This window comes from Staphylococcus sp. HMSC069D12, from assembly GCF_001810405.1.
Lineage (GTDB): Bacteria > Bacillota > Bacilli > Staphylococcales > Staphylococcaceae > Staphylococcus > Staphylococcus haemolyticus.
Genome location: NZ_KV801088.1, coordinates 1 through 25,266 on the forward strand (window position 1 = coordinate 1; position 25,266 = coordinate 25,266).

Sequence of the window (25,266 nt, forward strand, 5' to 3'; positions counted from 1 at the left end):
GGACTCATCAGTCCGATTTGACGTAGAGCCAAAAAATATCCCTTATGAGCTAATTAAATCTCATAAGGGATATGATTTAGATATTAAGCATGTGCATGTTCTGGAACGTCTTTGAAGTTTTCTAAACGACGATTCCATTCTTCATCGCTAATGTTGTTTTTAGCTACATAACGGTTACGTTCATGTTTGGCACAGTCATATGAACAAGCACCGAGATATTTGTCTTCATTTTCTTCTGAAACAAGAATTTGCTTGTTACATTCAGGATTTGAACAGTTAATATAACGTTCGCAAGGTGTACCGTCAAAGTGTTCTTTACCGATAACTGTCTTCTCAACTTGGTTAACGTCAACACTAATACGTTCATCGAAGACGTACATTTTACCGTCCCAATATTGACCTTTAGTTTCAGGATCTTTACCGTAAGTTGCGATACCACCGTGTAGTTGTCCTACATTTTCGAAGCCTTCTTTAACTAACCAACCAGAGAATTTTTCGCAACGAATACCACCTGTACAATAAGTTACGATGTTTTTACCATCTAATTGATCTTTGTTCTCACGAATCCAGTCTGGTAAGTCTCTGAAGCGTGTGATATCAGGGCGAATGGCACCGCGGAAGTGACCTAAGTCAAATTCATAGTCATTACGAGCATCTAAGATGACAGTATCTTCATCTTCAAGTGCTTCTTTAAATTCGCTAGGTGAATAATATTTACCAGTTGTAACACGTGGATCAACATCGTCTTCTAAACCTAAAGCAACGATTTCATTTCTTGGACGCACGTGCATTTTTTTGAAGGCATGTCCTTCAGCTTCATCAATTTTGAACGTCATATCTGCGAAACGCTCATCTGAATGCATATGTTCGATATATTTATCAGTATCTTCTTTCGTACCTGATAATGTACCATTGATACCTTCTGTAGAAACTAAAATTCTACCTTTTAAATTATTTGATTTGCAGAATTCTAAGTGCTCAGCTGCAAATGTTTCAGGGTCATCAATTGTTGTGTATTTGTAATATAATAACACTCTATAATCCATTTTCTAATTCTCCTCTAAAAATTTATTTATCGTAAAGGCAAGCCATATCATTTAGTTATTCAATAATTTATCTTTTTATAAAAATCAACATTATATTATTTTACCAAATTTACAATAACTTTCAATATTTCGGTTTTGAATATAGGACAACAGACCTATGTTAGAAGTACAATTACTTTTTGAAAACGATTACATGTAGTACGATAAGTAGAAAGTGAATTAAAGGATTATAATGAATTAAGATTATACTTTTCGAAAAGGGAGGAATTGTTAATTATGACAAATCAATCTTTACCAAAATTAACATATACTGGGGCATCAAAAAGTGCAGTACCTATTATTTCTGAAAGTGAATTACAAACGGTAACGGCAGAACCTTGGTTAAAAATTTCAGATGAAGGACTTCAACTTGAAGGTCTTGTCTTTGATAGAGATCATAATTTATTTTTATGTGAAGTGTTTGGCGGTAAAATCTTTAAAGTCGACATAGACACAAAAAAGGTTTCAACAGCGTTTCAATCAACAAAACAAAATCCAGCTGCAGTCAAAATACATAAAGATGGACGTTTATTCACTTGTTATTTAGGCGATTTCGAGTCAACAGGTGGTATCTTCGCCACAGATGAACATGGTGAACAATTTGAAGAAATCATTTCGGAACTCAATACTGAATATTGTATTGATGACATGGTCTTTGATAGTAAAGGTGGTTTCTATTTCACTGATTTCAGAGGCTATTCTACCAACCCTAAAGGTGGCGTTTACTATGTTTCACCAGACTTCAAGACAGTGACACCAGTCATTCAGAACATTTCAGTAGCGAATGGTGTAGCTTTAAGTACGGATGAAAAAGTACTATGGGTTACAGAAACAACGACTAACCGACTACATCGTATTCAATTAGAGGACGATGGCGTGACAATTGCACCGTTTGGCGCAACGATTCCATATTACTTTACTGGCCATGAAGGACCAGACTCAGTTTGTATTGATAGCGATGATAATTTATACGTAGCAATGTATGGACAAGGGCGTGTTCTAGTCTTCAACAAACGTGGATATCCTATTGGTCAAATCTTAATGCCAGGGCGTGATGAAGGTAAAATGTTACGTTCAACACATCCACAATTTATTCCTGAAACAAACCAATTGCTCATTTGTACCAATGACATTGAGAACGACTCAGAAGGTGGTTCTATGATTTATACCATTGAAGCCTTTGCGAAAGGTCATGAAAGCTATCAATTTCAGTAAGTAATAGAGAAATAAGCGACATCGTCTAACACACCATAAACCCCCTCACTAACGCAATAGTGAGGGGGTTGGTGTTGCCAATGGAATTAATTTATAAATGTATATTATCACTATGGGTTACTTATTGCGAGTTTGATTCGTTGAGCATCAACGATAACTAAATAATGCTTATCTTCTAATCAAATGAAACTTTTTTAAATATCCAGTATACTGAAATAGAATAATAAGACATCCGTATAAGTATGAAAGGAGTATATAATGAAAGACAATTGGATGAAATATAAAGATGACAGTCTTGTAGCATCATTCTATGATAGTCAGACCACAACGTTTCAAGAACAAGGATTTGAAACTGAATTAGCTTTTGGAACTGCAGGTATTCGTGGCCAGTTTGGACTTGGTCCAGGCCGTTTAAATCGCTATACCATACAACGTCTGGCATTAGGAATTGCTAATTACTTAAAAGATAAAGAAGATAATCCTTCAATTGTCATTCACTATGATATTCGTCATTTATCTTCAGAATTCGCGCATATTATTACGCAAATTTTGACTTCGAAAGGCATTAAAGTTTATCTGGCAGATGTATATAAAACAACGCCACAACTATCTTTTGCTGTCCGATACTTGCAAACATCTGCCGGTATCATGATTACAGCAAGCCATAACCCTAAAGATTATAACGGCATCAAAGTTTATGGTGCAGATGGTGCGCAATTAGATGAGGATACTTCATTAGAAGTTGCTCAATATATCAATAACTTAGGTAATCCACTTGAGTTGAATATTGACTTAAATCAAGAACTTATTGAGAAGAACACCTTTGATTTACAAGAAGCGGTTTATGATAGTTACATAAATGAAATTACAAATCTTATAGGTGATATTCCACAATCTGATTTGAAGGTCGTATATACAAGTTTGCATGGTACTGGTGTACCGATTATTCCGGACGTTTTAAAGCATCTTAATTTTCAGAATGTAAGCTTAGTCGAATTGCAATGTGAGTTAGATCCAAATTTCAGTTCCGTTAAAAGTGCGAATCCCGAAGAGCGAGAAGCCTTTGATTTAGCAATTCAACAGGCACACGACTTGGAGGCTAACCTTATTATTGCGACAGATCCAGACGTCGATCGCATGGGATTTGTAGAACGAGATACAAATGGTCAAACATATTACTTTGGTGGTAGTGAAATTGGCGCATTACTCATTAAATATCTGCTCGAATACACGAATGTGCCGAATCATTCGGTTGTTATTCAATCTATTGTAAGTGGTGAGTTAGGTAAACGTCTTGCACAACAACATGAGGTAACTGTGAAGGAAGTCTTAATCGGCTTTAAACACATTGCTAAAGCCATTCGTGAGTTAGATGATACAGAATCATTTTTATTTGCCTATGAAGAAAGCTATGGTTACTTAGCTGACGACTTCGTGCGAGACAAAGATGCCATTCAAATCGTTCCATTAATCATTAAGTATGCTTCTATTTTGAAAAATGAAGACAAAACACTGCACGACGCATTAAAAGAGATTCATAGAGAAGTAGGACAATATCGGGATAAACCGATGTCTAAAGTCTTTGAAGGTAGAGAAGGACAACAGCAAATAAACGCTTTAATGGATAAATTAAGACGTAATATTCCTGATGTCATTGCAGGATTAAAAGTCATTGCAGTAGAAGATTACGAGACATTGAAACGCAATTATAAAGAAGACAACACGGAAGAAGCAATATCATTACCACAAGCGAATGTGATTCGAATACTCTTTAAAGAAGGGTTTATTGCCTTAAGACCATCAGGCACAGAGCCTAAACTGAAATTCTATCTGTCACTCAACGTCGATAACTTCGAACAAGTATCACAAGACATATATAATTATATATTTGGCGATACCGAATAGTATGATGAAAAAGCATTTATATGCAAGTAAGCAGTATTAAATATAATCACATCTCAATCGTTCATTTTCAAAATTAAAGAATAATATAAAACAGCTTATAGTACACATCACAAAGTGCACCATAAGCTGTTTTCTTAATTAATATTTTCTTAAAAAGTCTATTTGTCGATCATATAACTTATTCGCAATATAAGATTGAACTGTATTTAGAATCTCCTCAATTGCCTGGGTCATATTAGATAACACTCTTACAGTAAAACCATGAGTTGGCAATTGCATAATGCCAAGGCTAATAATTTCCTCAAAACATCCATTTCCTTTTATATGTATAATACAATTATATAAGAAATTATATTAAAGCTAAAGGTGAACATAATGACATTAGATATTCACGATAAAATTGCGATAGTACTTATACTAATATTTGTGTTTATTAGTACATTTTCGATGCCAACAATTTACGAATTAATATTGAAAAGCTTAATCGTTTTAGCGATTGTAGTTAATGTAAGTATGAAATTTCTCGCGAAAAGAAGAAACAAATAATTTAAAACTGAATAAAATTAATTTCATGTAAAAATTCCGTTAAGTTATAAATGATATGTTATGCATAGTATAAAAATGTTATATAATATTTAGTAATCGGCATAAAATTACTTTCTTACATAAAGGAGCCAATACATGATTAAAAAATATTTGTTGAGTGTATTCACTGTTTTAATAGCCATTGTTTTATGTGCTTGTCAATCGACATCGCAAACGCAAGAGAAAAAAGCTAAAGAAGAAACGCATAATAAAAAAGAGAATATTTATGCGAAAAAGCGTAGTTCTGGTCAAAAAGATTGGGTTGAATATAAGGGTGATGTAGCACATATTTTCTTCCATCCTTTAATTACGGATCCTAAAGTGGCGTTTACTGGTGAAGCGAATCAAGCCAAAGGCAATAATGATTGGATGATTACCGTTGAAGAATTTAAACGCTCACTTGATGAATTATATAAGCACCATTACATATTGATTGATCCGCATGATGCATATGATTTCAATTCTAAACCTATTAAAAAGAAATCACTTAAGTTGCCCAAAGGAAAGAAACCGTTAATTTTATCAATAGATGATATGAATTATTATGAATATATGAGAGGAAATGGTTATGCAGATCGCTTAGTATTAGACAAATATAATCATGTTGTATCTGAAACGAAAGACAAAGATGGTAAGGTTACTCAAAGTGAATCGAATGATATTGTTCCGATTCTAAATCAATTCGTAAAAGAACATCCAGATTTTTCATTGAATGGACAAAAAGGTGTGGTTGGTTTAACTGGATACAATGGGGTACTCGGATATCGCACGAATGAGTTGGATAGTAAAGACTACTCTAAGCGAAAAGAACAAGCGATAAAAGTTGCAAATGCAATGAAACGCGATGGTTGGACATTCGCAAGTCATTCTTGGGGGCACATTGATTTTGCAAATAGTTCATATGATCGTATTGTGAAAGATACAGAACGTTGGAAGAAAGAAGTAACGCCAATTATTGGCAAAACGGATTTATTTATTTTCCCTCATGGTGCGCAAGATAGAGGTTCAGCAGGCTATCAGTACCTAGAGAATAAAGCAGGATTTAAATTCTTAGCTGGGGTAGGTCCAAATAATTTTACTGATATTGGTGAAGATAGCGTTTATCAAGACCGTATTGCTATCGATGGTTTGAATCTATATGACTTTAAATACAAGTTGAAACCATTTGTAAATCCAGACAAAGTTTATAGCAAAGAAGATCGTAGTTATTTTAAAGGTGAGAAAGGTTATAAATAATTTTAATTACTTTCTATGTGACGAACCTTAATTGAAACGACATAGTCGAACTCTGAGAATTGTATTATGGTAGTTCTCAGAGTTTCAATTTTTCATTAAAAAGCAAGTAAAGTTTAATGGATATCAAAATGTATAGTAAGTAACAACAATATAGTTAAGTGATTATGATTTTGAATGTAGTTGTATTATTCCTATAATATTGTTATAAAAGGTATTGTACAACATTATTAATATTAAAAAAGTAGGGGATATTTTGTTTGGTAAATTTGTAAAAGGAATAGGTATTATCACTACGATTTCGTTATTACATACATCGATAAGTGATGCGAGTGAATCGCCAGTAACTATTGCTAATAAAGAAAAGAAAAGTAGTATTAGTACGAAATATCAGCCTAGTGGTGTCATGCTTACTACTGAGCAAGGGCAAATTCTATATAATTACCGGGGAAATAATCAGGTTGACCCTGCTTCTATGTCTAAAATAATGACCTTATATTTAACTTATGAAGCGATTGAGAATGGGAAGTTAAAGCTCAGTGACAAAGTCAAAATTACAAATAAGTATGCTACCATGTCCAACCTACCAAACCTATCATCAGTATCATTGAAACAAGGTCAAACGCATACTATTGAAGAATTAATTAAACAAACCACTTTAGCATCAAGTAATGCCGCAGCAATGATATTAGGTGAGAAAGTAAGTGGCGATAATAATAAATTTACTAACACAATGAATGAACGAGCTAAATCGTTTAATATGGCTAATACAAATTTTGTCAATCCAGCAGGTGCGCAGAATAGTTTATTAGATCAATATGCACCTTCAAAATTTAAGAAACAAGATTACCCTAAAAGTACCGCTAAAGATATGAACCTTTTAATGCAAGCGTTAATTAAGAAGTACCCTCAGATATTACAAATATCTAAGTTGCCACGGGATACTCAAAATGGAAATACTTTTAAAAGTACGAATTTATCTTTAAAAGGGCAACCACTATATTTACCTGGTACAGATGGCTTAAAGACAGGTACAAGTAATAAAGGCTATAATATTGCACTGACAAATAAGCAAGATCAATTACGTCTAAATGAAACACTAATGAATGTGAAACCCTTTGGTGATGTAAAGGCGAAATACAATAGAAATAGAATAGGTAATCACATCATCAAACAATATCGTCAAAAATATGAATATAAGAAAGTGTTAACTGAGGGAAACCATGAGATAGATGGCAAGACATATCATGTAAAAAAAGATTTATATGATGTTGTACCTAAAGATAAATCTAAATGGCATCTAGCTATCAATAGAAAAGGTAAAGCCTATGTTCATTATAATAGGGATTTCTTACCAGGCAGTCAGTATCCACGTGTAGCTGCTGATAAAAAATGGAAATGGTTCTAAATCAATAAATTAAATTAGAAAAAATGTCGCTAAGCTTTTATCTTGGCGACATTTTTCAAATAATGAAATATCTTTAATAAAGGCGTTTTAGCTCAGTTTTTTCAAATGTACTTCTCTTGCGCCACATATCATATTAACAATTTCTTTCGTCACTTTATCAATCGATTGTTGTTGTCCATGTTGAATCCAATTCGTGATGACGCTCAAAATACCTCCAGTTAAAAATTCTCCATATATTGTTACATCTACATAAAATTGACCGCTCTGTCGATCAAATTCAATTTGCTTTTGAACTGCTTTATAGATTTGTTCATAAAAAATAGTATAAACTTCGCCGTAAAAATTGAGTGTTATAACGCTGCGGACAATGTCTTTATTATCGTGAATAAATGTCAAAACATCTCTCATCAATTTCTCAAAAAATTGTCTAGGATTGTCGGGATTAATGTCTGGTAAATATAACTTTCTAAAATGATCAATCAACGTGCCGACAACGTGATTTAACAAGTCATATTTATCATTAAAATGACGATAAAAAGTTGATCGTCGTACATTTGCATTTGCACATAAGTCTTGAACCGTTATTTGTTCAAAAGATTTAGTTTGTAGTAAATCAGAAAATGAAGTAATTAGGGCTTGATGTGTTTTTTGGACGCGTAAATCTTGTTTGTTCAACTTAATCACTCCTCATATCGGACAGTTTGAATAAAATGTCGCTTATGTTACAAACGCACATAAGTGACGCACAATTCTTGCCCCTCGTCATTTTATAATACTATCGAAGGGTAGATTAATTTCTTTAAGATTACTTATAGTTTACTACTTTTCAATCTAAAAATTAAAAACTATGAAAACTTGGGAAGTGATACGTATGTACTATAGTAATGGAAATTATGAAGCATTTGCACGTCCTAAAAAACCAGAAAATGTAGAGCGTAAATCAGCTTATCTTATTGGTTCCGGATTAGCATCTCTAGCTGCTGCATGTTTCTTGATTAGAGACGGACAAATGGATGGGTCAAAAATCCATATTTTAGAAGAATTATCTAAACCTGGTGGAAGTTTAGATGGAGATGAACTTCCTTTGAAAGGCTATGTTGTGAGAGGTGGAAGAGAAATGGAGAGCCATTTCGAATGTTTGTGGGATTTATTTCGCTCCATCCCGTCACTTGAAATGGATAATGCTTCCGTTCTAGATGAGTTTTATTGGTTAAATAAAGAAGACCCTAATTACTCACGTTGTCGTGTTATTGAGAAAAGGGGGCATCAGTTAGCTACTGATGGTGATTTTACTTTGACGTCACAAGCCATTAAAGAAATCATTCATTTATGTTTAATGAAAGAAGAGACATTAAACGATATGAAGATTACGGATGTCTTCTCAAATGACTTTTTGCATTCGAATTTCTGGATCTATTGGAAAACGATGTTCGCATTTGAGCCATGGCATTCTGCAATGGAGATGCGTCGATATTTAATGCGCTTTGTACATCACATTGGAGGATTAGCAGATTTCAGTGCCCTTAAGTTCACCAAATATAATCAATATGAATCACTAGTTCTTCCGATGATTGCTTACTTAGAGTCCCACGGTGTGCAATTTCAATATGATGTTCAAGTGTTGAATATCAAAGTAGATATCACAACGAAAGAGAAGGTTGCGCGTGAAATTCAACTTAAGCGTTCAGGTAAAGATGATATCATTCCTCTAATGCCAGATGATCTAGTATTTGTTACGAATGGTAGTATCACTGAAAGTTCAACTTATGGAGATAACAACACACCCGCACCCCCTACAAAAGAAATCGGTGGTAGTTGGACGTTATGGCGTAATCTTGCCAAACAGAGCCCTGAGTTTGGTTGTCCCGAAAAGTTCTATCATCGTTTACCAGACAAAAGTTGGTTTGTATCAGCAACCGCGACGACAAATAACATGACAATTATTAATACAATCGAGCAAATTTGTAAACGAGACCCTTTAGCCGGCAAGACAGTGACAGGTGGTATTGTTACTGTTAATGATTCTAAATGGCAAATGAGTTTTACTGTTAATCGTCAACAACAATTTAAAAGCCAACCCGAAGACGAGGTGAGCGTTTGGATCTATGCATTATATTCAAACGTAAATGGGGATTACATCCATAAACCTATCACTGAATGCAGTGGAAATGAAATTTGCCAAGAATGGTTATATCATATGGGCGTTCCTATCAATCAAATTGAAGACCTCGCTAAAACGCAATGTAATACGATACCAGTCTATATGCCATATATCTGTTCTTATTTTATGCCTAGATCCGTTGGGGACAGACCACTTGTCGTGCCTGAAAATGCTCGCAACATAGCCTTTATTGGTAATTTTGCAGAAACAGAAAGAGATACTGTATTTACCACTGAATATTCGGTAAGGACTGCTATGGAAGCAGTATACCAATTATTGGACATAGATAGAGGTGTCCCTGAAGTGGTTGCAACAGAATTCGATCTTCGTATATTGATGGATGCCTTATATGAACTTAATGATGGTAAAAATCTATCAGAACTCTCAGAACATAACAAAATACAGAAACTCGCTCTTAACGCTTTCTTGAAGAAAATAAAAGGTACCTATATCGAAGAATTGTTGCACCAACACAAGTTACTATAAGTGTAGATAAAATTCATAATGGCAAAATTATGCCCCCACATGTCTAATCAGCATGTGGGGGTGTTTGTTTTGTTTATTTATTGGCCAATATATCGATTTAAATGTTTAGCGGTTACGGAATTGTCGATGTCAAAAATGCCTTCAGGTTCACCCGCATAAAGTAATTGACCACCTTTATCTCCAGCATAAGGCCCAATGTCAATTAACCAATCGGCCTGAGTCATCATCGTTAAATTATGTTCAATCAAGATAACCGTATTGCCTTCTTCAATAAGATGATTAAAGCAATCAATTAGAATTGGTAAATCATCTTCATGTAGCCCAGTTGTTGGCTCATCAAAAATAAAGATCTTATCGGTCACATCTTGTGTTAGGTAACGGCTTAGTTTCACACGTTGAATTTCACCACCTGAAAGGGTATCTAATGATTGTCCAAGAGTCATATAGTTTAATCCCGTATCCGCTAATGCTTGAAGCGGTCGTGTAATACCTGGACTGTCGCTAAATTTCTCAATGGCTTCATCCACGGTTAACGCTAAAATATCCGCAATAGAATAGCCTTCCACTTTTGCTTCTAACACTTCTGGACGATATCTTGTACCACCACATAATTCACATACTTGTGAAAAGTCTGGCATAAATGCAAGTTCCGTTTTTAAAACCCCTTTACCATGACATTCCGGACAGGCACCTTCTGAATTATAGCTGAACATACTCTTCTTAAGACCAGTATGTTGACTAAAGAAACTCCGTACATCATCAAAGATATCTAAATAAGTAAGTAGATTAGAACGATTTGATGCATGGACAGGTTTCTGGTCAATAAAGATAGCCTCTTGTTCACGTTCAAATCCTGCAGTGATGAGTGAACTTTTACCTGAACCTGCAACACCTGTAACAACAGTCATTGCATGCTTAGGTAGTTCAGTTGAGACATTTTGTAAGTTATTGCGACTAATATTAGCAATTTGAAGTATGTCTTTCGCTTTACGTGGCGTCTTTTTAAGTTGATGCTGACGGTTCAACGCCTGACCAGTACTTGTGTCCGAACTGAGTAATTCATTATAAGAGCCAGTAAATGTAATTTCACCGCCATTTTTTCCTGCTAAAGGTCCTAAATCAATAACGTGATCAGCAGTCTTGATAACATCTGGATCATGTTCTACAACGAGGACTGTGTTGCCCTTATCTTTTAAGGATTGAATGATATCGTTGATACGCTGAATATCCTCTGGATGTAGTCCGACACTTGGTTCATCAATAATATAGACTAAGTCGCTTAAAGGACTATTAAGGTGACGAATGAGTTTAATACGTTGTGACTCACCACCAGATAGTGAAGTTGTTTCTCGCGCTAGTGTTAAATAATTCAACCCAATATAACTTAATGCTTCTAGTTGTTTCTTAAGTGGCTCTATAATCACACGGGCTTTGTCTGATTTTATTTTTCTTAAAAAGGCTAACGCCTCATCGATTTGTAGGTTTGTAAATTCTGCAATATTTAAGCCATTGATTTTACAGCTTAATACAGTGTCATTAAGACGTTGTCCATGACAATCAGGACAATCATGTTTCGATACTACACGGTCAATATCTTCTTTAAAACGTTTCTTTTCAAAATTATCATTGAGTAAAAATGAACGACGGAAACGATGAATAAGACCTTCAAATTTAGCAGTTCTAGGCCAATTTGATGGTGGATTCTTTAATTTAGTTGGTTCGGTGTATAAAAGCGTATCCATTTCTTCTTTCGTATAATCCTTTAATTTCTTATCATTATCAAATAAACCTGTATATAAATAACGTTTACCTCGCCAACTATCAGGTCTAAATGAAGGGAATTTAATCGCATCCTCATTAAGTGATTTATCATAATCAAGTAATTCATTTAAATCAATATCCTCAACATAACCTAGTCCTGAACATGTTTCGCACATACCTTTAGGGTTATTGAAAGAAAAGATATCTGAATAACCGACAAATGGTTTGCCGATGCGTGACCATAGCAGTCGGACAGACGCGTAAATATCAGAAATTGTACCTACAGTTGAACGAGAGTTACCTCCAAGTCGTTTCTGATTAATAATCATTGCGACAGGAAGATGCTTAATTTGATCGACGTCTGGTTTCTCATATTGTGTCAGTTGATGTTGCACATAACTTGAATATGTTTCATTTAACAATCTTTCAGATTCTGCAGCTACAGTATTGAACACTAGGGAAGACTTACCCGAACCTGAACGCCCTGTAAAAACTGTTAATTGGTGCTTCGGAATTGATACATTTATATTTTTTAAGTTATTTTGTTTGGCACCAATAATGTCTATATTAGTCATAATTAGACCTCTTAAATCTAGATTAACTTGCTGGTCATATTAAATTATGCTTCTAGTGGTTTGATTTTAACATCAAGATTAAAGTATTCTTTTAAAATATTTCGGTAGTTATCTGAAGTTACATCATATTTATCTTTGCCATCTTGTTTACTTAGCGTTAGATGGTGTGAGGACATCGTTGCACGTCCAAATGATTGTGGTTGAGTAACGATAAGTTGTTGTACAAAAATAGAATCTGGATGTTGTGAATTATATTGAATCATATCTTCAAAATCTTCTATTTGCTTAGGTTGGAAACGAGCCTCGTAACGTGTGATCCAACTATCATCTTCGAGTTTCTGAATGCTATAAGTTCCTTCATGCTCTGAAATTGCTCGGAATTCACCGGTAATATCTGTAACGGGGTGAGTAGGATCTATATTTGTAATAGGCAAGGCTTGTAAAGGTAAGTCACCAAAGCCTACATCTGCGACATAATATACGTCATTAATTGGAACTACAAGTGACATGTGTGAACCTTCTGGACTACGATTGCCATTAGGTTGTTCAACAGTTGCAGACATACGATATACGGTGAAACCTTTTTCTTCAAGGTAAGTCCCAAAGAAATGATTCATTTCGTAACAGAATCCACCACGATGCTGATTGATCAATTTATCATACAAATCATTAATTTCTACAGAAACAGGCATGCCATTTTGGACATTGATATTTTCAAAAGGAACGGCCAACATATAGCGTTTAATATAATAATTGAGTGCTTCAAGTGAAGGTTCATGATATTTTGATGAATCAATATTTAAATAGTGTTCGATAGTTTGAATATCCATTAGATGAGGACTCCTTTGTTAAAAGCTTTTAGTAATCCATACCCTATAATGATGGAATGACGCATGTAAGAATAGAGACGAAAAAGGTTCCAAACACTTGATAGCAGTTGATGCCTCGTGTTTAGAACCAGTATTAATATATTAAACTATGTTATTATTCAAAAAATTACAGTTCTTGTTTGTTGAAAATGGCTATTGAAATGAAATAAGAAGCCACTAAACAAATCAAACCAAGTATTGCATATAAACTAATGAAAAGGATATCTGTAGGATTTGTTCCTAAATCAGAGAATGAACCTGAACGTACAATGGCAGACATAATAACACCAAAGTAAGTAATAAAGAATAAAATAAGAACGATAACCGATGTTGAAATCATGATGACATTTGAATTTTCAGGACCAAATTTAAATGTTAACGGGAACATGATAGCATATGTGCCTGCCGCACCAATACCTACTAAACCTGAAATAAGTGTTAACATTAAATTCTGATGTATCGCTAATACTGCAATTAATCCAATAATTAATCCGATAAAGATGAGTATGCCATAAAATGCGAAATAACTTTTAATGTAAGCACTTCGATGTGTTGGCAATGTTGAAATATAATACATCCATTTAGAATCTTTTTCTCGCTTTAAGTTATCAGTCACTGGTGACAATAAGAAAATCATTGGTAAGAAACATGCCATTGCTGGATTTATAAAAGCGAATAAGAAACTTGCTACAATAGCTACAATTAAATATGTGATAAGTGATTTTTTAGATGCATAGAAACTACTTAAAATTAGACCTTTCATTATTTATCACCTCTCATAATTAATTTTGTTGCGTCATCAATAGTGTTAAGTGGGTTAGCGTTTGTCACACTAGACCAATCCTTGACTAAGATTTGGCGTTGACCTTGTCTCACTCTTGATGCAATGATGATGTCTTGTGGAATATCTAAATCATCATGCTCATCAACTTCGACAATACCGTATTGATTTAACAATTCTTCCTTGCTTTCTTGAAGTACAATTTCACCATCACGCATAAAGATTAATTTTGTAGCTAAATGTTCTATATCTTCGGAAATATGAGATGAAATGAGTATGCCATTACCCTCTGAAATATAGTCTTCCAACATTTCAATGACTTCTTCACGTCCTGATACGTCCATACCAGCAGTTGCTTCGTCCAGTATGAGTAATTTTGTATCATGCGCTAGAGCCATGGCTAAGGCTGCTTTCATACGCATTCCTCTTGAGAATGTTTTAATTTGAGCGTTAGTTGGTAATTCGAAACGCTGAATGACTTCAAAGAAACGATCACTGTTCCAGGTTTTGAAAATATCCGCAAAAACTTTATCCATATCTTTAATTTCGAGTTTATCAGGCACACGTAAGTCATCGAATACAACGCCAATATGCTCTTTGTATGCATGATCCTTATCAGAGACAACTTGATTAAAAAATGAAATCTCTCCAGAATCTTTAAAACGGTTACCAACTAATGTATTAATCAATGTTGATTTACCTGAACCATTCTTACCAATTAAACCAATAACTTCGCCAGGTTTAAGTGTTAAAGAAATATCTTTCAAATGGAAATTGGATTTCTTGTACGACTTGTTGAGATCTTGCACTTGCAATAGATGTTCCATAATAAACCACTCTTTCTGTTGATTAGTATTAGATTTAATTCGATTAAAGATTAGTTGCTTTTATCATAATATAGATTAATTAATAAATAACTAGGATTTGTAAAATTTACGTACTTTTAACATATAACCTAAACTGTTATAGGCGAAAATAATTATTAAGAATAGTATCCCTAGTGTTTGATTTGAGCCAGTATCAATAGAGAAGATACCTAAAAATATAATTGCGATCATTAATAGTACTAAGTTTACTCCGTAGTTTTTATACATACTTACTATAGCGATATGACGTTCACCTTCATCCAAAAGTGCTAAGGTTTTTTCAGTATAATTTTTTTCTCCTATTTTAGGATAACGTGAATCGAAACGACGATTGAAAAAGCCTAGCATTATTGAAGGTATGATGGTCAACATATAAGGGATGATAGCGTACAATACATCAATATTTGAACCATGGCCAAAGACGATTAATAAAAGCGCAACAAAACTTATGATTAATTGAATATAGGTGATGATACTAGATTTATTGAAGTTTAAATTGGATTTCATTTCGAATAAATCAGCATCATCATCTTCAATAGAATTGAGACTTTGATTTTTAAATTTAAGCGCATCTTTTTGAACTTTCCACAAATAAAATGTAAGACCGATGATAATTAGCGATGCAATGATACAAATGATTAACCCAAAATGGGTATGTGCAAAATTAACATTTGATAGAAAAGTACTAATACTTCCTATTGAAGAACCCACAAAACCACCAATAATGCCACCAATTACTATTAATATAAGATAGCGTTTTACTTTCATAAATCTCCCTCCTCAAATATAAAGACATTTTCAACTGGTTCATTGAATATACGCGCAATTTTAACGGCTGTTAAAATGGACGGCATAAAATCATTACGTTCAATCAAAGAAACTGTTTGCCGAGAGATACCGGCTTGTTTAGCGAGTTGTGTTTGATTGAAGCCATCGCGAGCACGTAATTCTTTAAGACGATTTCGCAATATTCATCAACTCCTTGGCTTTTATGTTACATTATCTTTGTCATTTTGACAATTATATTAGTCAAAAAGACTTGTATTTTTGTCAAATTAGATATAAAAAGTAGCCTTCGGGTTGTCTGAAGTAAGACATCCTGAAGGCTTGTATTACAGTGTTTTGCTATTTGTTAAAACTCATTGGTTTAAATCGTTTAGACGATATTTTGTGACGATGTTTTGATTTACTTCATCTAGTGTAATATAAGTTAATGTTGAAATTAGAGTAGCTTCAATTTTATTAAGAGCATGACTAACTACGCACATTTCTGCTTTTGGACTTCTTTAACAAGTGCTTTAATAATCTTCTTTAAATAAATAAGAATCAGAAACATTTAAACGACAACTTAAGGCAATAGAGGTCAACACCTGAGAAGTTAAGATAATAAATGTTTGAAAAATCGAATGATCGCACTAAATAGTTCTAGGATAATATTAATTATGAGTTCCCAAAGTGGTTGTTTGGATTTATCTTTTTTGGATTCAGACATCATTTCACTCCTATGCTAGTTAGATTAACATAGCGACATTTTGATTGAAAATGTTACATATATGGAAGGTTTTCGAAATACTACATACTTGAAATTGTCTTAATTTTAATACAATGAAAATATATGAAAACTTGCGAACACTGACTTAAGAAAATAAAAAATCTGAACAAACTTCTTCACATGCTATCTAATTTTTTGTAATATAGCACTCGTATTATTTTTGAGAGCGACAAAAAAGAAGGTAGCAATGATGAAAGGTAACAGAATGATGTTCTTCATATTCATGTTAGGTACATTTACAGTAGGAATGGCAGAGTATGTTGTAACGGGATTACTAACTCAAATCGCAAGTGATATGAAAGTGTCTATTTCAAGTGCAGGTTTATTAATCAGTGTATATGCTGTGAGTGTTGCGTTAATTGGACCATTTATGCGTATATTCACAATGAATGTTCGTGCCAAACGTTTATTACCCATTTTAGTTGCCATATTTATAGGTAGTAATGTGGTAGGAATGTTGGCACCTAATTTTCAAGTATTGCTGTTATCAAGATTGTTATCAGCTTCAATGCACGCACCATTCTTTGGCGTGTGTATGAGTGTGGCTGCAGCCGTTGCACCTCGTGGTAAACAACCGCAAGCCATCGCATTAGTCCAAGCAGGATTAACAATTGCGGTTATGATTGGTGTGCCATTCGGATCATTCTTAGGTGGCTTTGCGAATTGGAGAGCCGTATTTGGCGTTATGATTGGTTTAGCGATTATTACAATGCTAGGTATGTTGAAGTTTGTACCAGATGTATCTCTAAGTACAGAATCTAATTTAAAAAATGAATTAAAAGTATTTAAAAATCCACACATTTTAATCGTGATGTCTATTATCGTCTTTGATTATTCTGGCGTATTCACAACATATACTTTTATGGAACCAATGATACATGACTTCGCACCTTTTAAAATAGTAGGCTTAACAATTTGTCTATTTATGTTTGGGTTAGGCGGTGTGTTAGGCAACTTAATCACAGGAAATGTGCCAGAACCTAAACTGACAAAATATCTATTTTATACGTTTTTATTACTATTTTTAACTATCATATTATTTGTCACTTTTGTGCATAATGCGATTTTAGCCATTATTATATGTTTCTTATTTGGATTTGGAACATTTGGTACGACACCGTTATTAAATAGTAAGATTATATTAAGTGCCAAAGAAGCACCATTACTTGCGAGTACATTAGCGGCGTCTATCTTTAATGTGGCAAATTTTTTAGGTGCCATTATCGGTTCAATTTTATTATCAATCGGTTTACCTTATTTAATGATTACCTTTGTGTCAGGGGGAATAATTATTTTAGGTATTTTAATTAATGCAGTTAATTATTTTTATGAAAAGAAACACATTCAATTTGAAGAATAATAGTTAAATTGAAAACACCTCTAATGTCAGTTTATCTTTATACCGATGTTGGAGGTGTTCTATTATAGTTATTCAGATTCGAATTTTAATGTTGGTTCGTACATATCGTGATTGAAGTGATGTTTAGAAAATTGACGTAAATCATTTATGAACGTATTTATGTTACGATCTAATTTCTCTTTGGTTCTCACGATGATAACGCGCTTATCGTCAGAGTTTGTTTCGTATTTATCATTATAGATTCTTGCAGCTATAGAAAATTTAGAGATATAATTCTCCAGTGATTCATAGCAATTTAGCAAATCACGAATAGGTTTATTAGATTCTTCTTCATGGTGACTCATAGTACCCAATAATTCTTGGATTTGATCGTCTAATTTTACAAAAAGTTCCTCCACGTCAGCGCATTTTTCTAACGTTTGCGGCTTGTTTATTAGAGCATTGGTTTCACTTAAATGAATTTTACTTATTTTAGATGCTTTATAAGCAGTTAAATCTATCATACTCAAAATATCATTTTTATAATCTTCACGTTTTTCTTCTTTCTCTTTAGTGATTTGATATTTAATCCCCCAAAATGTCCCAATTAGCGCAAAGATACCTCCGACAATGGCAGCTAAAAATTCACTCATAATAATGAACTCCTTTTCTAGTGAGAATATTTACACTTATATTTTACATTATTTAAATAGTGTGAGAAGAGAATTATTGTTTGACTTTAAAGTTAACAACTTGAGGTATATTGTGCAAATCACCATTAGTAACGAAATCGATTAAAATTTGTGAGCCTTCTTCTTGTATATCTTTAACTACAGGTGCTTCAGCGAACATGTCATAATTACCACCGCCTGCAGCACGATAGTTGTTGACACAAATGGTATAAGTTTTATCACTGATAAGTGGTTCATTGCCAACCTTAATATCAGTTACGCGTTGACCAATAGGTTCTCTTACATGAATGGTATAAGTGATACCGCCATACATGTCGTAGTTAAAATGTTGTGGTTTCGGATATAAAAATGCATCGTTGATTGTTATTTCATTTTTATCGTTAAGCGTGAAGTAGCTTGCTGATTTTTCTAAAGCGTCTTTAATACCTGCACCTGTAAGTTTTAAAACTTGGAATGTATTGGGAAAAGGATAATTATTGATGATATCGCGCATAGTAATACGTTTATTAAATCCTGCTGCAGAGTCGAAGAGTGCTGTGCTAGCAATATCAGCACCACTTTTCTCTAATAACATAACATTTATTAAATTAATAAGTGGATGAGGTTTAATTCGAGCCTCAAATTGATCTTCTACTAACATCGGTTCAGGTAAGGTCGTGATTTCAGTATCTAGCCAGTCTTCTAGATGTGTTAATAGCTTAGAATCTTCCGGTAATAGACTAAATTCTGAGTCTCCCACTACAGGTAACAATTCGCTTTGCGTATCAATAATATGATTATTGTCGTCAATCGTTAGCGTTACTTTACCTATTTGTGTTGCACGTGTACCAGGTTGAATAACGGCAGTTTCATACTTAACTGTCGCGATATCTCGATGTTGGTGACCTGTAATCAAGACATCGATACTTTCATGGAAGCGACGTAGAATTTCGGAAGCCTCATTCTCACCAGTTAAATCTTCAGTTGGTTCCTCTGTATCTATATCACATTCGAATCCACCGTGATATGAAACGACGACGATGTCAGCTTTTTCACGGACATTAGGTAATAGTTGGGTAAGTGTTTCAATCGCACTCTTGAAAGTTAAACCTTCGATATGGTGAGGTTGTTCCCAGTTGGGAATATATTGCGTAGTTAAACCGATGACGCCTATTGTTAGACCTTCTTTTTCAATATAATGTACGTCTTCACCTGTAAAAGGTTGCTGTTTCGAATCTAAAATATTAGCACATAGCACTGGATGGTTAAGGTCGTGAAGTGTGTCTTTAAGATAAGGCAAGCCGTAATTAAATTCATGGTTACCAATCGTTCCCAAATTAAAATTCAATCGATTATATATCGCTGTTAATGGTTTGCTAGTGTGTATCTCTGAAACTAAATAATTGCATAAAGGTGATCCTTGTAAGAAATCCCCGTTATCTATTTTGAAGTAAATATCGTCGTTTTTGCTTGATTGTTCGATAAGTTGATTAGCATATAACAAACCCATAGGTATTTGTTGATTCGTCTGTGAAAAATCAGTTGGGAATATGTAGCCGTGAACATCACTAACGATATAAAAGCTAAGTTGAGTCATAAGTACCATCCTTTCATTAATGATAGTTATTAATAATTATAAGGTATGCGTGATAATCAATCATTATTCATTTCCAAAAATAAATTTATCTTTATAGAAAAAAATTATAGTAAAAAAGATATACAAAATAGATTTTAAGAAGATTTTTTAGAAATAATTTACAATATCTTAATGATATGAATGTATTTTATATAAATTTGACATTAATTAAATACTATTTCAATTAATATTGTGCTAATCTTATATTGTCAATTGAATTGACAAATTACACGATTTATATATCGAACGGGGGCATTACAGTTATGAAGCAAATGAAGTATCTTTTAGTGCTAGCTTTAACAGTTATTATTTTTACAGCAGCATGTGGAAATAATAGCTCATTAGATAGTAACAACAAAAGTTCTGACAGCGGTTCTGATTCTGGTAAAGATGGTTACAAACCTAAAGAATTAACAGTGCAATTCGTGCCATCTCAAAACGCGGACACACTTGAAGCGAAAGCAAAGCCACTTGAAAAATTATTGTCTGAAAAGTTAGACATCCCAGTAAAAGTATCTGTATCAACTAACTACAATACAATCGTAGAAGCGATGAAATCTAAAAAAGTAGACGTAGGTTTCTTACCACCAACTGCATACACATTAGCACATGATCAAAAAGCAGCAGATTTATTGTTACAAGCTCAACGTTATGGCGTTAACAAAGATGGGTCTAACTCAGACAAATTAGTTAAAGATTATAAATCAGAAATTTTGGTCAAAAAAGATTCTGGAATTAAAGATTTAAAAGACTTAAAAGGTAAAAAAATCGCATTACAAGATGTAACGTCTACAGCAGGTTACACGTTCCCAATTGCGACACTTAAAGAAGCGACTAGCATTAACGCTACTAAAGATATGAAGATTGTAAATGTGAAAGGGCATGACCAAGCGGTTATTTCATTACTCAATGGTGATGTTGACGCGGCAGCAGTATTCCAAGATGCACGTAACATTGTTAAAAAAGATCAATCTAACGTATTTAAAGACACTAAGATTATTAAGTTAACAGAACCTATTCCAAATGACACAATCTCAGTTCGTCCAGATATAGATAAAGAATTCCAAGATAAACTTAAAAAAGCATTTAAAGATATCGCAAAAACAAAAGAAGGTCACAAAATCATCAGTGAAGTATATTCTCATGAAGGATACACAGATGCCAAAGATTCAGACTTTGATATTGTAAGAAAATATGAAAAACAAGTTCAAGATATGAAATAATATTAGAGCATCATTAAACGAAATTGAAGCTTTAATATTATCACAATATATCTAAACTTAGACTAATGAACATTGTAGATTAATAAAAGACAAAGAGGAGCAAGGTCGAAAATAATATTTTTGAGGCTACTCAGCAAATTCGCAGTAGCTGGCTGAACTGAGATGGCACATAAAACAAGCTTTCTCAGTTCTAGTCGTCCTTGTGGGTGTGAGCAGACCCTAGCAAAGAGAATTTCAACAAGCTAAAGATACAACGAATTCATAAACAATTCTGTCTCACCCCTTTCTTTGTAATAAATGAAGGGTGCTATTTAAATGAGTCAAATTGAATTTAAAGATGTCAATAAAGTTTATCCAAATGGTCATGTAGGATTAAAAGACATCAATTTGAATATTGAAAAGGGAGATTTCGCAGTTATCGTAGGCTTATCAGGTGCAGGTAAATCAACGCTATTAAGATCAGTTAATCGACTTCATGATATAACATCTGGTGATATTCTTATTGAAGGTAAATCGATTACGAAAGCTAAAGGTAAAGATCTACTAATGATGCGCCGTAATATTGGGATGATCTTCCAACATTTTAATCTTGTAAAACGATCATCTGTATTACGCAATGTGTTAAGCGGACGTGTAGGCTATCATCCAACTTGGAAGATGGTGTTAGGGTTTTTTCCAAAAGAAGATAAAGTAAAGGCCATGGATGCTTTAGAGCGTGTGAACATTCTGGATAAATACGACCAACGTTCCGATGAATTGTCAGGAGGTCAACAACAGCGTATTTCAATCGCTCGTGCATTAGCACAAGAACCAGCAATTATTTTAGCTGATGAACCTGTAGCGTCTTTGGATCCTCTAACAACAAAACAAGTGATGGATGATTTAAAGAAGATAAATGAAGAATTAGGTATTACAATTCTTATTAACTTGCACTTTGTAGATCTAGCACTTGAATACGGTACGCGTATTATAGGGCTTCGTGCTGGTGAACTTGTATTCGATGGCCCTGCAAGTGAGGCAACTGAGGAAGTGTTTAATGATATTTACGGTCGTAAACTTAAAGATGATGAGAAGCTAGGGGTTGAATAATATGGCGACACCTACAACAAGTAAATATGATGAATATTTGAATAAGAAGTTTTCGCTAAAAACGAGTTTTACTATTTTTCTAGTATTAGCTTTAATAATATGGAGTTTCTTATATACTGGCTTTAGTTTTGCCGATTTAATGGTAGGTTTACCTCAAATTGGTTCATTCTTTGGACAAATGGTACCGCCAGACTGGGCATATATACATACAATATTGAAACCTATGTTAGATACCGTTCGCATGGCAATTGTTGGGACATTTCTAGGTGCGATTGTATCTATCCCAATTGCTTTAATCTGTGCAAGTAATATTGTTAAAACGAAATGGATTTCAATTCCGGCTCGTTTTATTTTAAATATTGTGCGTACGATACCAGATTTATTACTAGCAGCTATATTTGTAGCTGTCTTCGGTATTGGTCAAATTCCAGGTGTATTAGCACTATTTATCTTAACTATTTGTGTTATTGCAAAGTTACTCTATGAAGCACTTGAAACCATAGATCCAGGCCCAATGGAGGCCATGACGGCAGTTGGGGCAAATAAAACGAAATGGATTGTCTTCGGAGTTGTACCACAAATATTATCAACTTTCTTCTCATATGTGTTGTTCGCTTTTGAAATTAACATTCGTGCTTCAGCGGTACTTGGTCTTGTAGGCGCTGGCGGTATTGGATTGTTCTATGATTCTACTTTAGGCTTATTCCAATATCCTAAAACTGCGATGATTATTCTATTTACATTAGTTATTGTTGTCATAATTGACTATGTAAGCTCGAAAGTGAGGGAACAACTCGCATGACACAAAATAAATATAATTTAGAACAAAAGTATCCCGTTAAATCAAAAAAGCACAAGCAAAAAATAATTAAAAATTGGATCATTGCAATTGTTGTTTTGGCTATTATTGCGTGGGGTTTTGTAGGAATGCCCGCATTAGAATTAAAATCCAAATCCATTGAAATTTTAAAATCTATTTTTAACGGACTTTTTCATCCGGATTGGGGTTATGTATATATTCCTGCTGGTGAAGATTTATTACGTGGATTACTTGAAACGTTTGCGATTGCGGTGATTGGTACGTTTATCGCTGCTATTATATGTATTCCATTTGCCTTTATAGGTGCACGAAATTTAATCAAAGTACGACCAGTAACTGGCATCACTAAATTTATATTAAGTGTCATTCGTGTATTTCCGGAAATTGTCATGGCTTTAATCTTCATTAAAGCAGTTGGACCAGGATCATTTTCAGGTGTATTAGCCTTGGGCATTCATTCAGTGGGGATGCTAGGAAAATTATTCGTAGAAGATATCGAAAGGCTAGATTTCACGTCAGTCGAGGCATTGAAAGCAAGTGGTGCTAACAAGACGAAAACTTTGATCTTTGCAGTTATACCACAGATATTACCATCATTTTTATCGCTTGTGTTATATCGCTTTGAATTGAATTTACGTTCTGCCTCGATTCTAGGACTTATCGGTGCTGGAGGTATCGGCACACCATTAATTTTTGCACTTCAAACACGTTCTTGGGACAGGGTAGGTATCATATTAATCGGATTAGTTATTATGGTAGCAATTGTTGACTTAATTTCAGGAGCAATACGTAAGCGAATTGTATAGATGAGAGAGTCGAGTAAATATTAAAGTATATTTAATCGGCTCGATACTCTAAATGTTTAAAATATACCATGGGGATAGGACAATGCATTTGATATGAGTGGCGTCCCATTACCATGGTTTATTTTTTATGTTTTAAAAACCCTATGTAAAGTGTTTTCAAAAATGATTTTGACTTCATTGTAGGAATGACGAACCTTTTTGACATCGCAGCATAAGCATCACGTTTGTCAGCATTATAACCTTGTCGATGAATTACAGCATTGTGTTCTAACTGCTTTGAAATGTTATTGCATTAAGATATAAATTTTAAGCATTCATTCACTAATTTATTTGCCATAGTTATGTCTCACATTTCTACAAAGTTATAAACTATCCGTAACTTACAGAGTTGTAATTTTGGACGCTTTTCCTAAAAGTCTCCTATTTTATGTGTTTATATATAAGTGAGGTGAGTAAATATGGAAAATGTAAATAGTAATAAATATAGAAACGATGAATTCTATGGTAGTAGAAATGAAAATATTGCATCATCTATAAGTTATTTAAGTGTGTTTTTTGCACCGATACTATTACCTATTGTAATGTGGATTATCGCTGACAAACCTGTATCAACTCATGCATGTAAAGCATTATTTAACCATATACTTACTTGGGTTTGCTTTACATTAGCGCCATTAGCATTGATGCTATCTGCTAGTGTTATGGGCAATGCATCAACTAATACAGAAAGCTGGATTGTATTTGGTTCATGGACAATTGCAGTTATATTGGTGGTAGTAGGCGTTTATTTGTTCATTAAAAATATTATTAGAGGCATCAAATTATTATTAGTTTAGAAGTTATAAAAAAGAGGCTATCGCTTATAGGTTGATTCACCTGTAGCGATAGCTTCTTCGTTTTCATATGCATAAAAGAAATGCTCTAGTAATAAAAGTAACAGATAATTAGAAAAATATAGTTATTGCTTATTTAGAAAATTTACGTCTAAGGCTAATTACACCTACGCCTAATATGAAAGCTATAAGACTGTAAACAAACGGTGTCGTTGAGGTGCGTTCACCTGTCATAGGTAATTCATGATGTAATGAAGTTTGACTCGCTTGTTGAGAACGAGTTGCTTGTTTAATAAGTGGCGAATTCATTTGTGATTTTGTTGATTGATCTTGTTGTTTAACTAGACCGTTTTGCTCGGCATAGCCA

At 33.9% G+C, this 25,266-nt stretch carries 23 protein-coding genes and 1 pseudogene; 12 read left to right on the forward strand and 12 right to left on the reverse strand.

Annotated elements, in window-relative coordinates; all coding sequences use genetic code 11:
• Positions 1-83: 83 nt before the first annotated feature.
• Positions 84-1,046 (reverse strand): oxygen-dependent tRNA uridine(34) hydroxylase TrhO, encoded by a 963-nt coding sequence (locus tag HMPREF2737_RS00545; RefSeq protein ID WP_011274628.1) that lies wholly within the window; start codon positions 1,044-1,046, stop codon positions 84-86.
• A 276-nt stretch (positions 1,047-1,322) separates the two neighbouring features.
• On the opposite strand from HMPREF2737_RS00545, the gene HMPREF2737_RS00550 reads away from it, so the two are divergent.
• Positions 1,323-2,300, forward strand: coding sequence for an SMP-30/gluconolactonase/LRE family protein (locus HMPREF2737_RS00550; RefSeq protein WP_037552100.1), 978 nt, complete (start codon positions 1,323-1,325; stop codon positions 2,298-2,300).
• 258 nt (positions 2,301-2,558) lie between these two features.
• Positions 2,559-4,205 (forward strand): phospho-sugar mutase, encoded by a 1,647-nt coding sequence (locus HMPREF2737_RS00555; protein WP_037552101.1) that lies wholly within the window; start codon positions 2,559-2,561, stop codon positions 4,203-4,205.
• A 138-nt stretch (positions 4,206-4,343) separates the two neighbouring features.
• Here HMPREF2737_RS00555 and HMPREF2737_RS11680 read toward each other — a convergent pair.
• Positions 4,344-4,493 (reverse strand): annotated as a pseudogene (locus tag HMPREF2737_RS11680) (urease accessory protein UreD); the annotation flags it as partial.
• An 87-nt stretch (positions 4,494-4,580) separates the two neighbouring features.
• On the opposite strand from HMPREF2737_RS11680, the gene HMPREF2737_RS11525 reads away from it, so the two are divergent.
• The 3 genes from HMPREF2737_RS11525 (at position 4,581) to pbp4 (ending at position 7,431) form a co-directional block, all read left to right on the forward strand.
• Positions 4,581-4,751: a hypothetical protein gene (locus tag HMPREF2737_RS11525; RefSeq protein WP_016930597.1), complete on the forward strand. Its 171-nt coding sequence runs from the start codon at positions 4,581-4,583 to the stop codon at positions 4,749-4,751.
• 135 nt (positions 4,752-4,886) lie between these two features.
• Positions 4,887-6,026 (forward strand): polysaccharide deacetylase family protein, encoded by a 1,140-nt coding sequence (locus tag HMPREF2737_RS00560; protein WP_037552102.1) that lies wholly within the window; start codon positions 4,887-4,889, stop codon positions 6,024-6,026.
• Between the two features lie 253 nt (positions 6,027-6,279).
• Positions 6,280-7,431: a penicillin-binding protein PBP4 gene (gene pbp4, locus HMPREF2737_RS00565; RefSeq protein WP_037552104.1), complete on the forward strand. Its 1,152-nt coding sequence runs from the start codon at positions 6,280-6,282 to the stop codon at positions 7,429-7,431.
• Between the two features lie 87 nt (positions 7,432-7,518).
• On the opposite strand, the gene HMPREF2737_RS00570 is transcribed toward pbp4, so the two are convergent.
• Complete coding sequence (locus HMPREF2737_RS00570; protein WP_016930600.1) at positions 7,519-8,106, reverse strand: TetR/AcrR family transcriptional regulator; 588 nt, start codon at positions 8,104-8,106, stop codon at positions 7,519-7,521.
• 196 nt (positions 8,107-8,302) lie between these two features.
• Between HMPREF2737_RS00570 and HMPREF2737_RS00575 the strand changes: the two genes are divergently transcribed.
• Positions 8,303-10,078, forward strand: a complete 1,776-nt coding sequence (locus tag HMPREF2737_RS00575; RefSeq protein ID WP_037552106.1) for an oleate hydratase — start codon at positions 8,303-8,305, stop codon at positions 10,076-10,078.
• A 77-nt stretch (positions 10,079-10,155) separates the two neighbouring features.
• Here HMPREF2737_RS00575 and HMPREF2737_RS00580 read toward each other — a convergent pair whose 3' ends face one another.
• The 6 genes from HMPREF2737_RS00580 to HMPREF2737_RS00605 form a co-directional block, all read right to left on the reverse strand.
• Positions 10,156-12,414: an ATP-binding cassette domain-containing protein gene (locus tag HMPREF2737_RS00580; protein WP_037552108.1), complete on the reverse strand. Its 2,259-nt coding sequence runs from the start codon at positions 12,412-12,414 to the stop codon at positions 10,156-10,158.
• 44 nt (positions 12,415-12,458) lie between these two features.
• Positions 12,459-13,244 carry an arylamine N-acetyltransferase family protein gene (locus HMPREF2737_RS00585; RefSeq protein WP_011274636.1) on the reverse strand — a complete coding sequence of 262 codons (786 nt, stop codon included), beginning with the start codon at positions 13,242-13,244 and terminating at the stop codon, positions 12,459-12,461.
• Positions 13,245-13,410: 166 nt separating this feature from the next.
• Positions 13,411-14,046, reverse strand: a complete 636-nt coding sequence (locus HMPREF2737_RS00590) for an ABC-2 transporter permease (protein WP_016930604.1) — start codon at positions 14,044-14,046, stop codon at positions 13,411-13,413.
• Positions 14,046-14,891: an ABC transporter ATP-binding protein gene (locus HMPREF2737_RS00595; protein WP_037552109.1), complete on the reverse strand. Its 846-nt coding sequence runs from the start codon at positions 14,889-14,891 to the stop codon at positions 14,046-14,048. Before HMPREF2737_RS00595 ends, HMPREF2737_RS00590 begins: the two co-directional genes overlap by 1 nt.
• Before the next feature lie 90 nt (positions 14,892-14,981).
• On the reverse strand, positions 14,982-15,698 hold the full coding sequence (locus HMPREF2737_RS00600; RefSeq protein ID WP_037552111.1) for a DUF3169 family protein: 717 nt from the start codon (positions 15,696-15,698) through the stop codon (positions 14,982-14,984).
• Positions 15,695-15,898 carry a helix-turn-helix transcriptional regulator gene (locus HMPREF2737_RS00605; RefSeq protein ID WP_011274640.1) on the reverse strand — a complete coding sequence of 68 codons (204 nt, stop codon included), beginning with the start codon at positions 15,896-15,898 and terminating at the stop codon, positions 15,695-15,697. Before HMPREF2737_RS00605 ends, HMPREF2737_RS00600 begins: the two co-directional genes overlap by 4 nt.
• Before the next feature lie 774 nt (positions 15,899-16,672).
• Between HMPREF2737_RS00605 and HMPREF2737_RS00610 the strand changes: the two genes are divergently transcribed.
• On the forward strand, positions 16,673-17,842 hold the full coding sequence (locus HMPREF2737_RS00610) for an MFS transporter (protein WP_037552114.1): 1,170 nt from the start codon (positions 16,673-16,675) through the stop codon (positions 17,840-17,842).
• 68 nt (positions 17,843-17,910) lie between these two features.
• Here the strand turns inward: HMPREF2737_RS00610 and HMPREF2737_RS00615 are convergent, their stop codons facing one another.
• Together HMPREF2737_RS00615 and HMPREF2737_RS00620 are read right to left on the reverse strand one after the other, a co-directional pair.
• A complete protein-coding gene (locus tag HMPREF2737_RS00615; protein ID WP_037552115.1) occupies positions 17,911-18,474 on the reverse strand; it encodes a hypothetical protein in 564 nt (187 codons plus the stop codon).
• Between the two features lie 73 nt (positions 18,475-18,547).
• Positions 18,548-20,089 (reverse strand): bifunctional metallophosphatase/5'-nucleotidase, encoded by a 1,542-nt coding sequence (locus HMPREF2737_RS00620; protein WP_037552117.1) that lies wholly within the window; start codon positions 20,087-20,089, stop codon positions 18,548-18,550.
• A gap of 302 nt (positions 20,090-20,391) precedes the next feature.
• Between HMPREF2737_RS00620 and HMPREF2737_RS00625 the strand changes: the two genes are divergently transcribed.
• From HMPREF2737_RS00625 to HMPREF2737_RS00645, 5 genes are all read left to right on the forward strand, one after another.
• Positions 20,392-21,351: a phosphate/phosphite/phosphonate ABC transporter substrate-binding protein gene (locus HMPREF2737_RS00625; protein ID WP_037552118.1), complete on the forward strand. Its 960-nt coding sequence runs from the start codon at positions 20,392-20,394 to the stop codon at positions 21,349-21,351.
• 315 nt (positions 21,352-21,666) lie between these two features.
• The gene (phnC, locus tag HMPREF2737_RS00630) at positions 21,667-22,440 is read left to right on the forward strand and encodes a phosphonate ABC transporter ATP-binding protein (RefSeq protein ID WP_037552119.1); all 774 of its coding nucleotides are present in this window, start codon (positions 21,667-21,669) and stop codon (positions 22,438-22,440) included.
• 1 nt (position 22,441) lies between these two features.
• Positions 22,442-23,242, forward strand: coding sequence for a phosphonate ABC transporter, permease protein PhnE (gene phnE / locus HMPREF2737_RS00635; RefSeq protein ID WP_037552120.1), 801 nt, complete (start codon positions 22,442-22,444; stop codon positions 23,240-23,242).
• Complete coding sequence (phnE, locus tag HMPREF2737_RS00640; protein ID WP_037552122.1) at positions 23,239-24,066, forward strand: phosphonate ABC transporter, permease protein PhnE; 828 nt, start codon at positions 23,239-23,241, stop codon at positions 24,064-24,066. The genes phnE (HMPREF2737_RS00635) and phnE (HMPREF2737_RS00640) overlap by 4 nt, the downstream gene beginning before the upstream one ends.
• Positions 24,067-24,524: 458 nt before the next feature.
• Complete coding sequence (locus HMPREF2737_RS00645) at positions 24,525-24,902, forward strand: hypothetical protein (protein ID WP_037552124.1); 378 nt, start codon at positions 24,525-24,527, stop codon at positions 24,900-24,902.
• Between the two features lie 129 nt (positions 24,903-25,031).
• On the opposite strand, the gene HMPREF2737_RS00650 is transcribed toward HMPREF2737_RS00645, so the two are convergent.
• The coding region (locus HMPREF2737_RS00650) for an LPXTG cell wall anchor domain-containing protein (RefSeq protein WP_141745568.1) at positions 25,032-25,266 on the reverse strand (235 nt) is incomplete at its 5' end.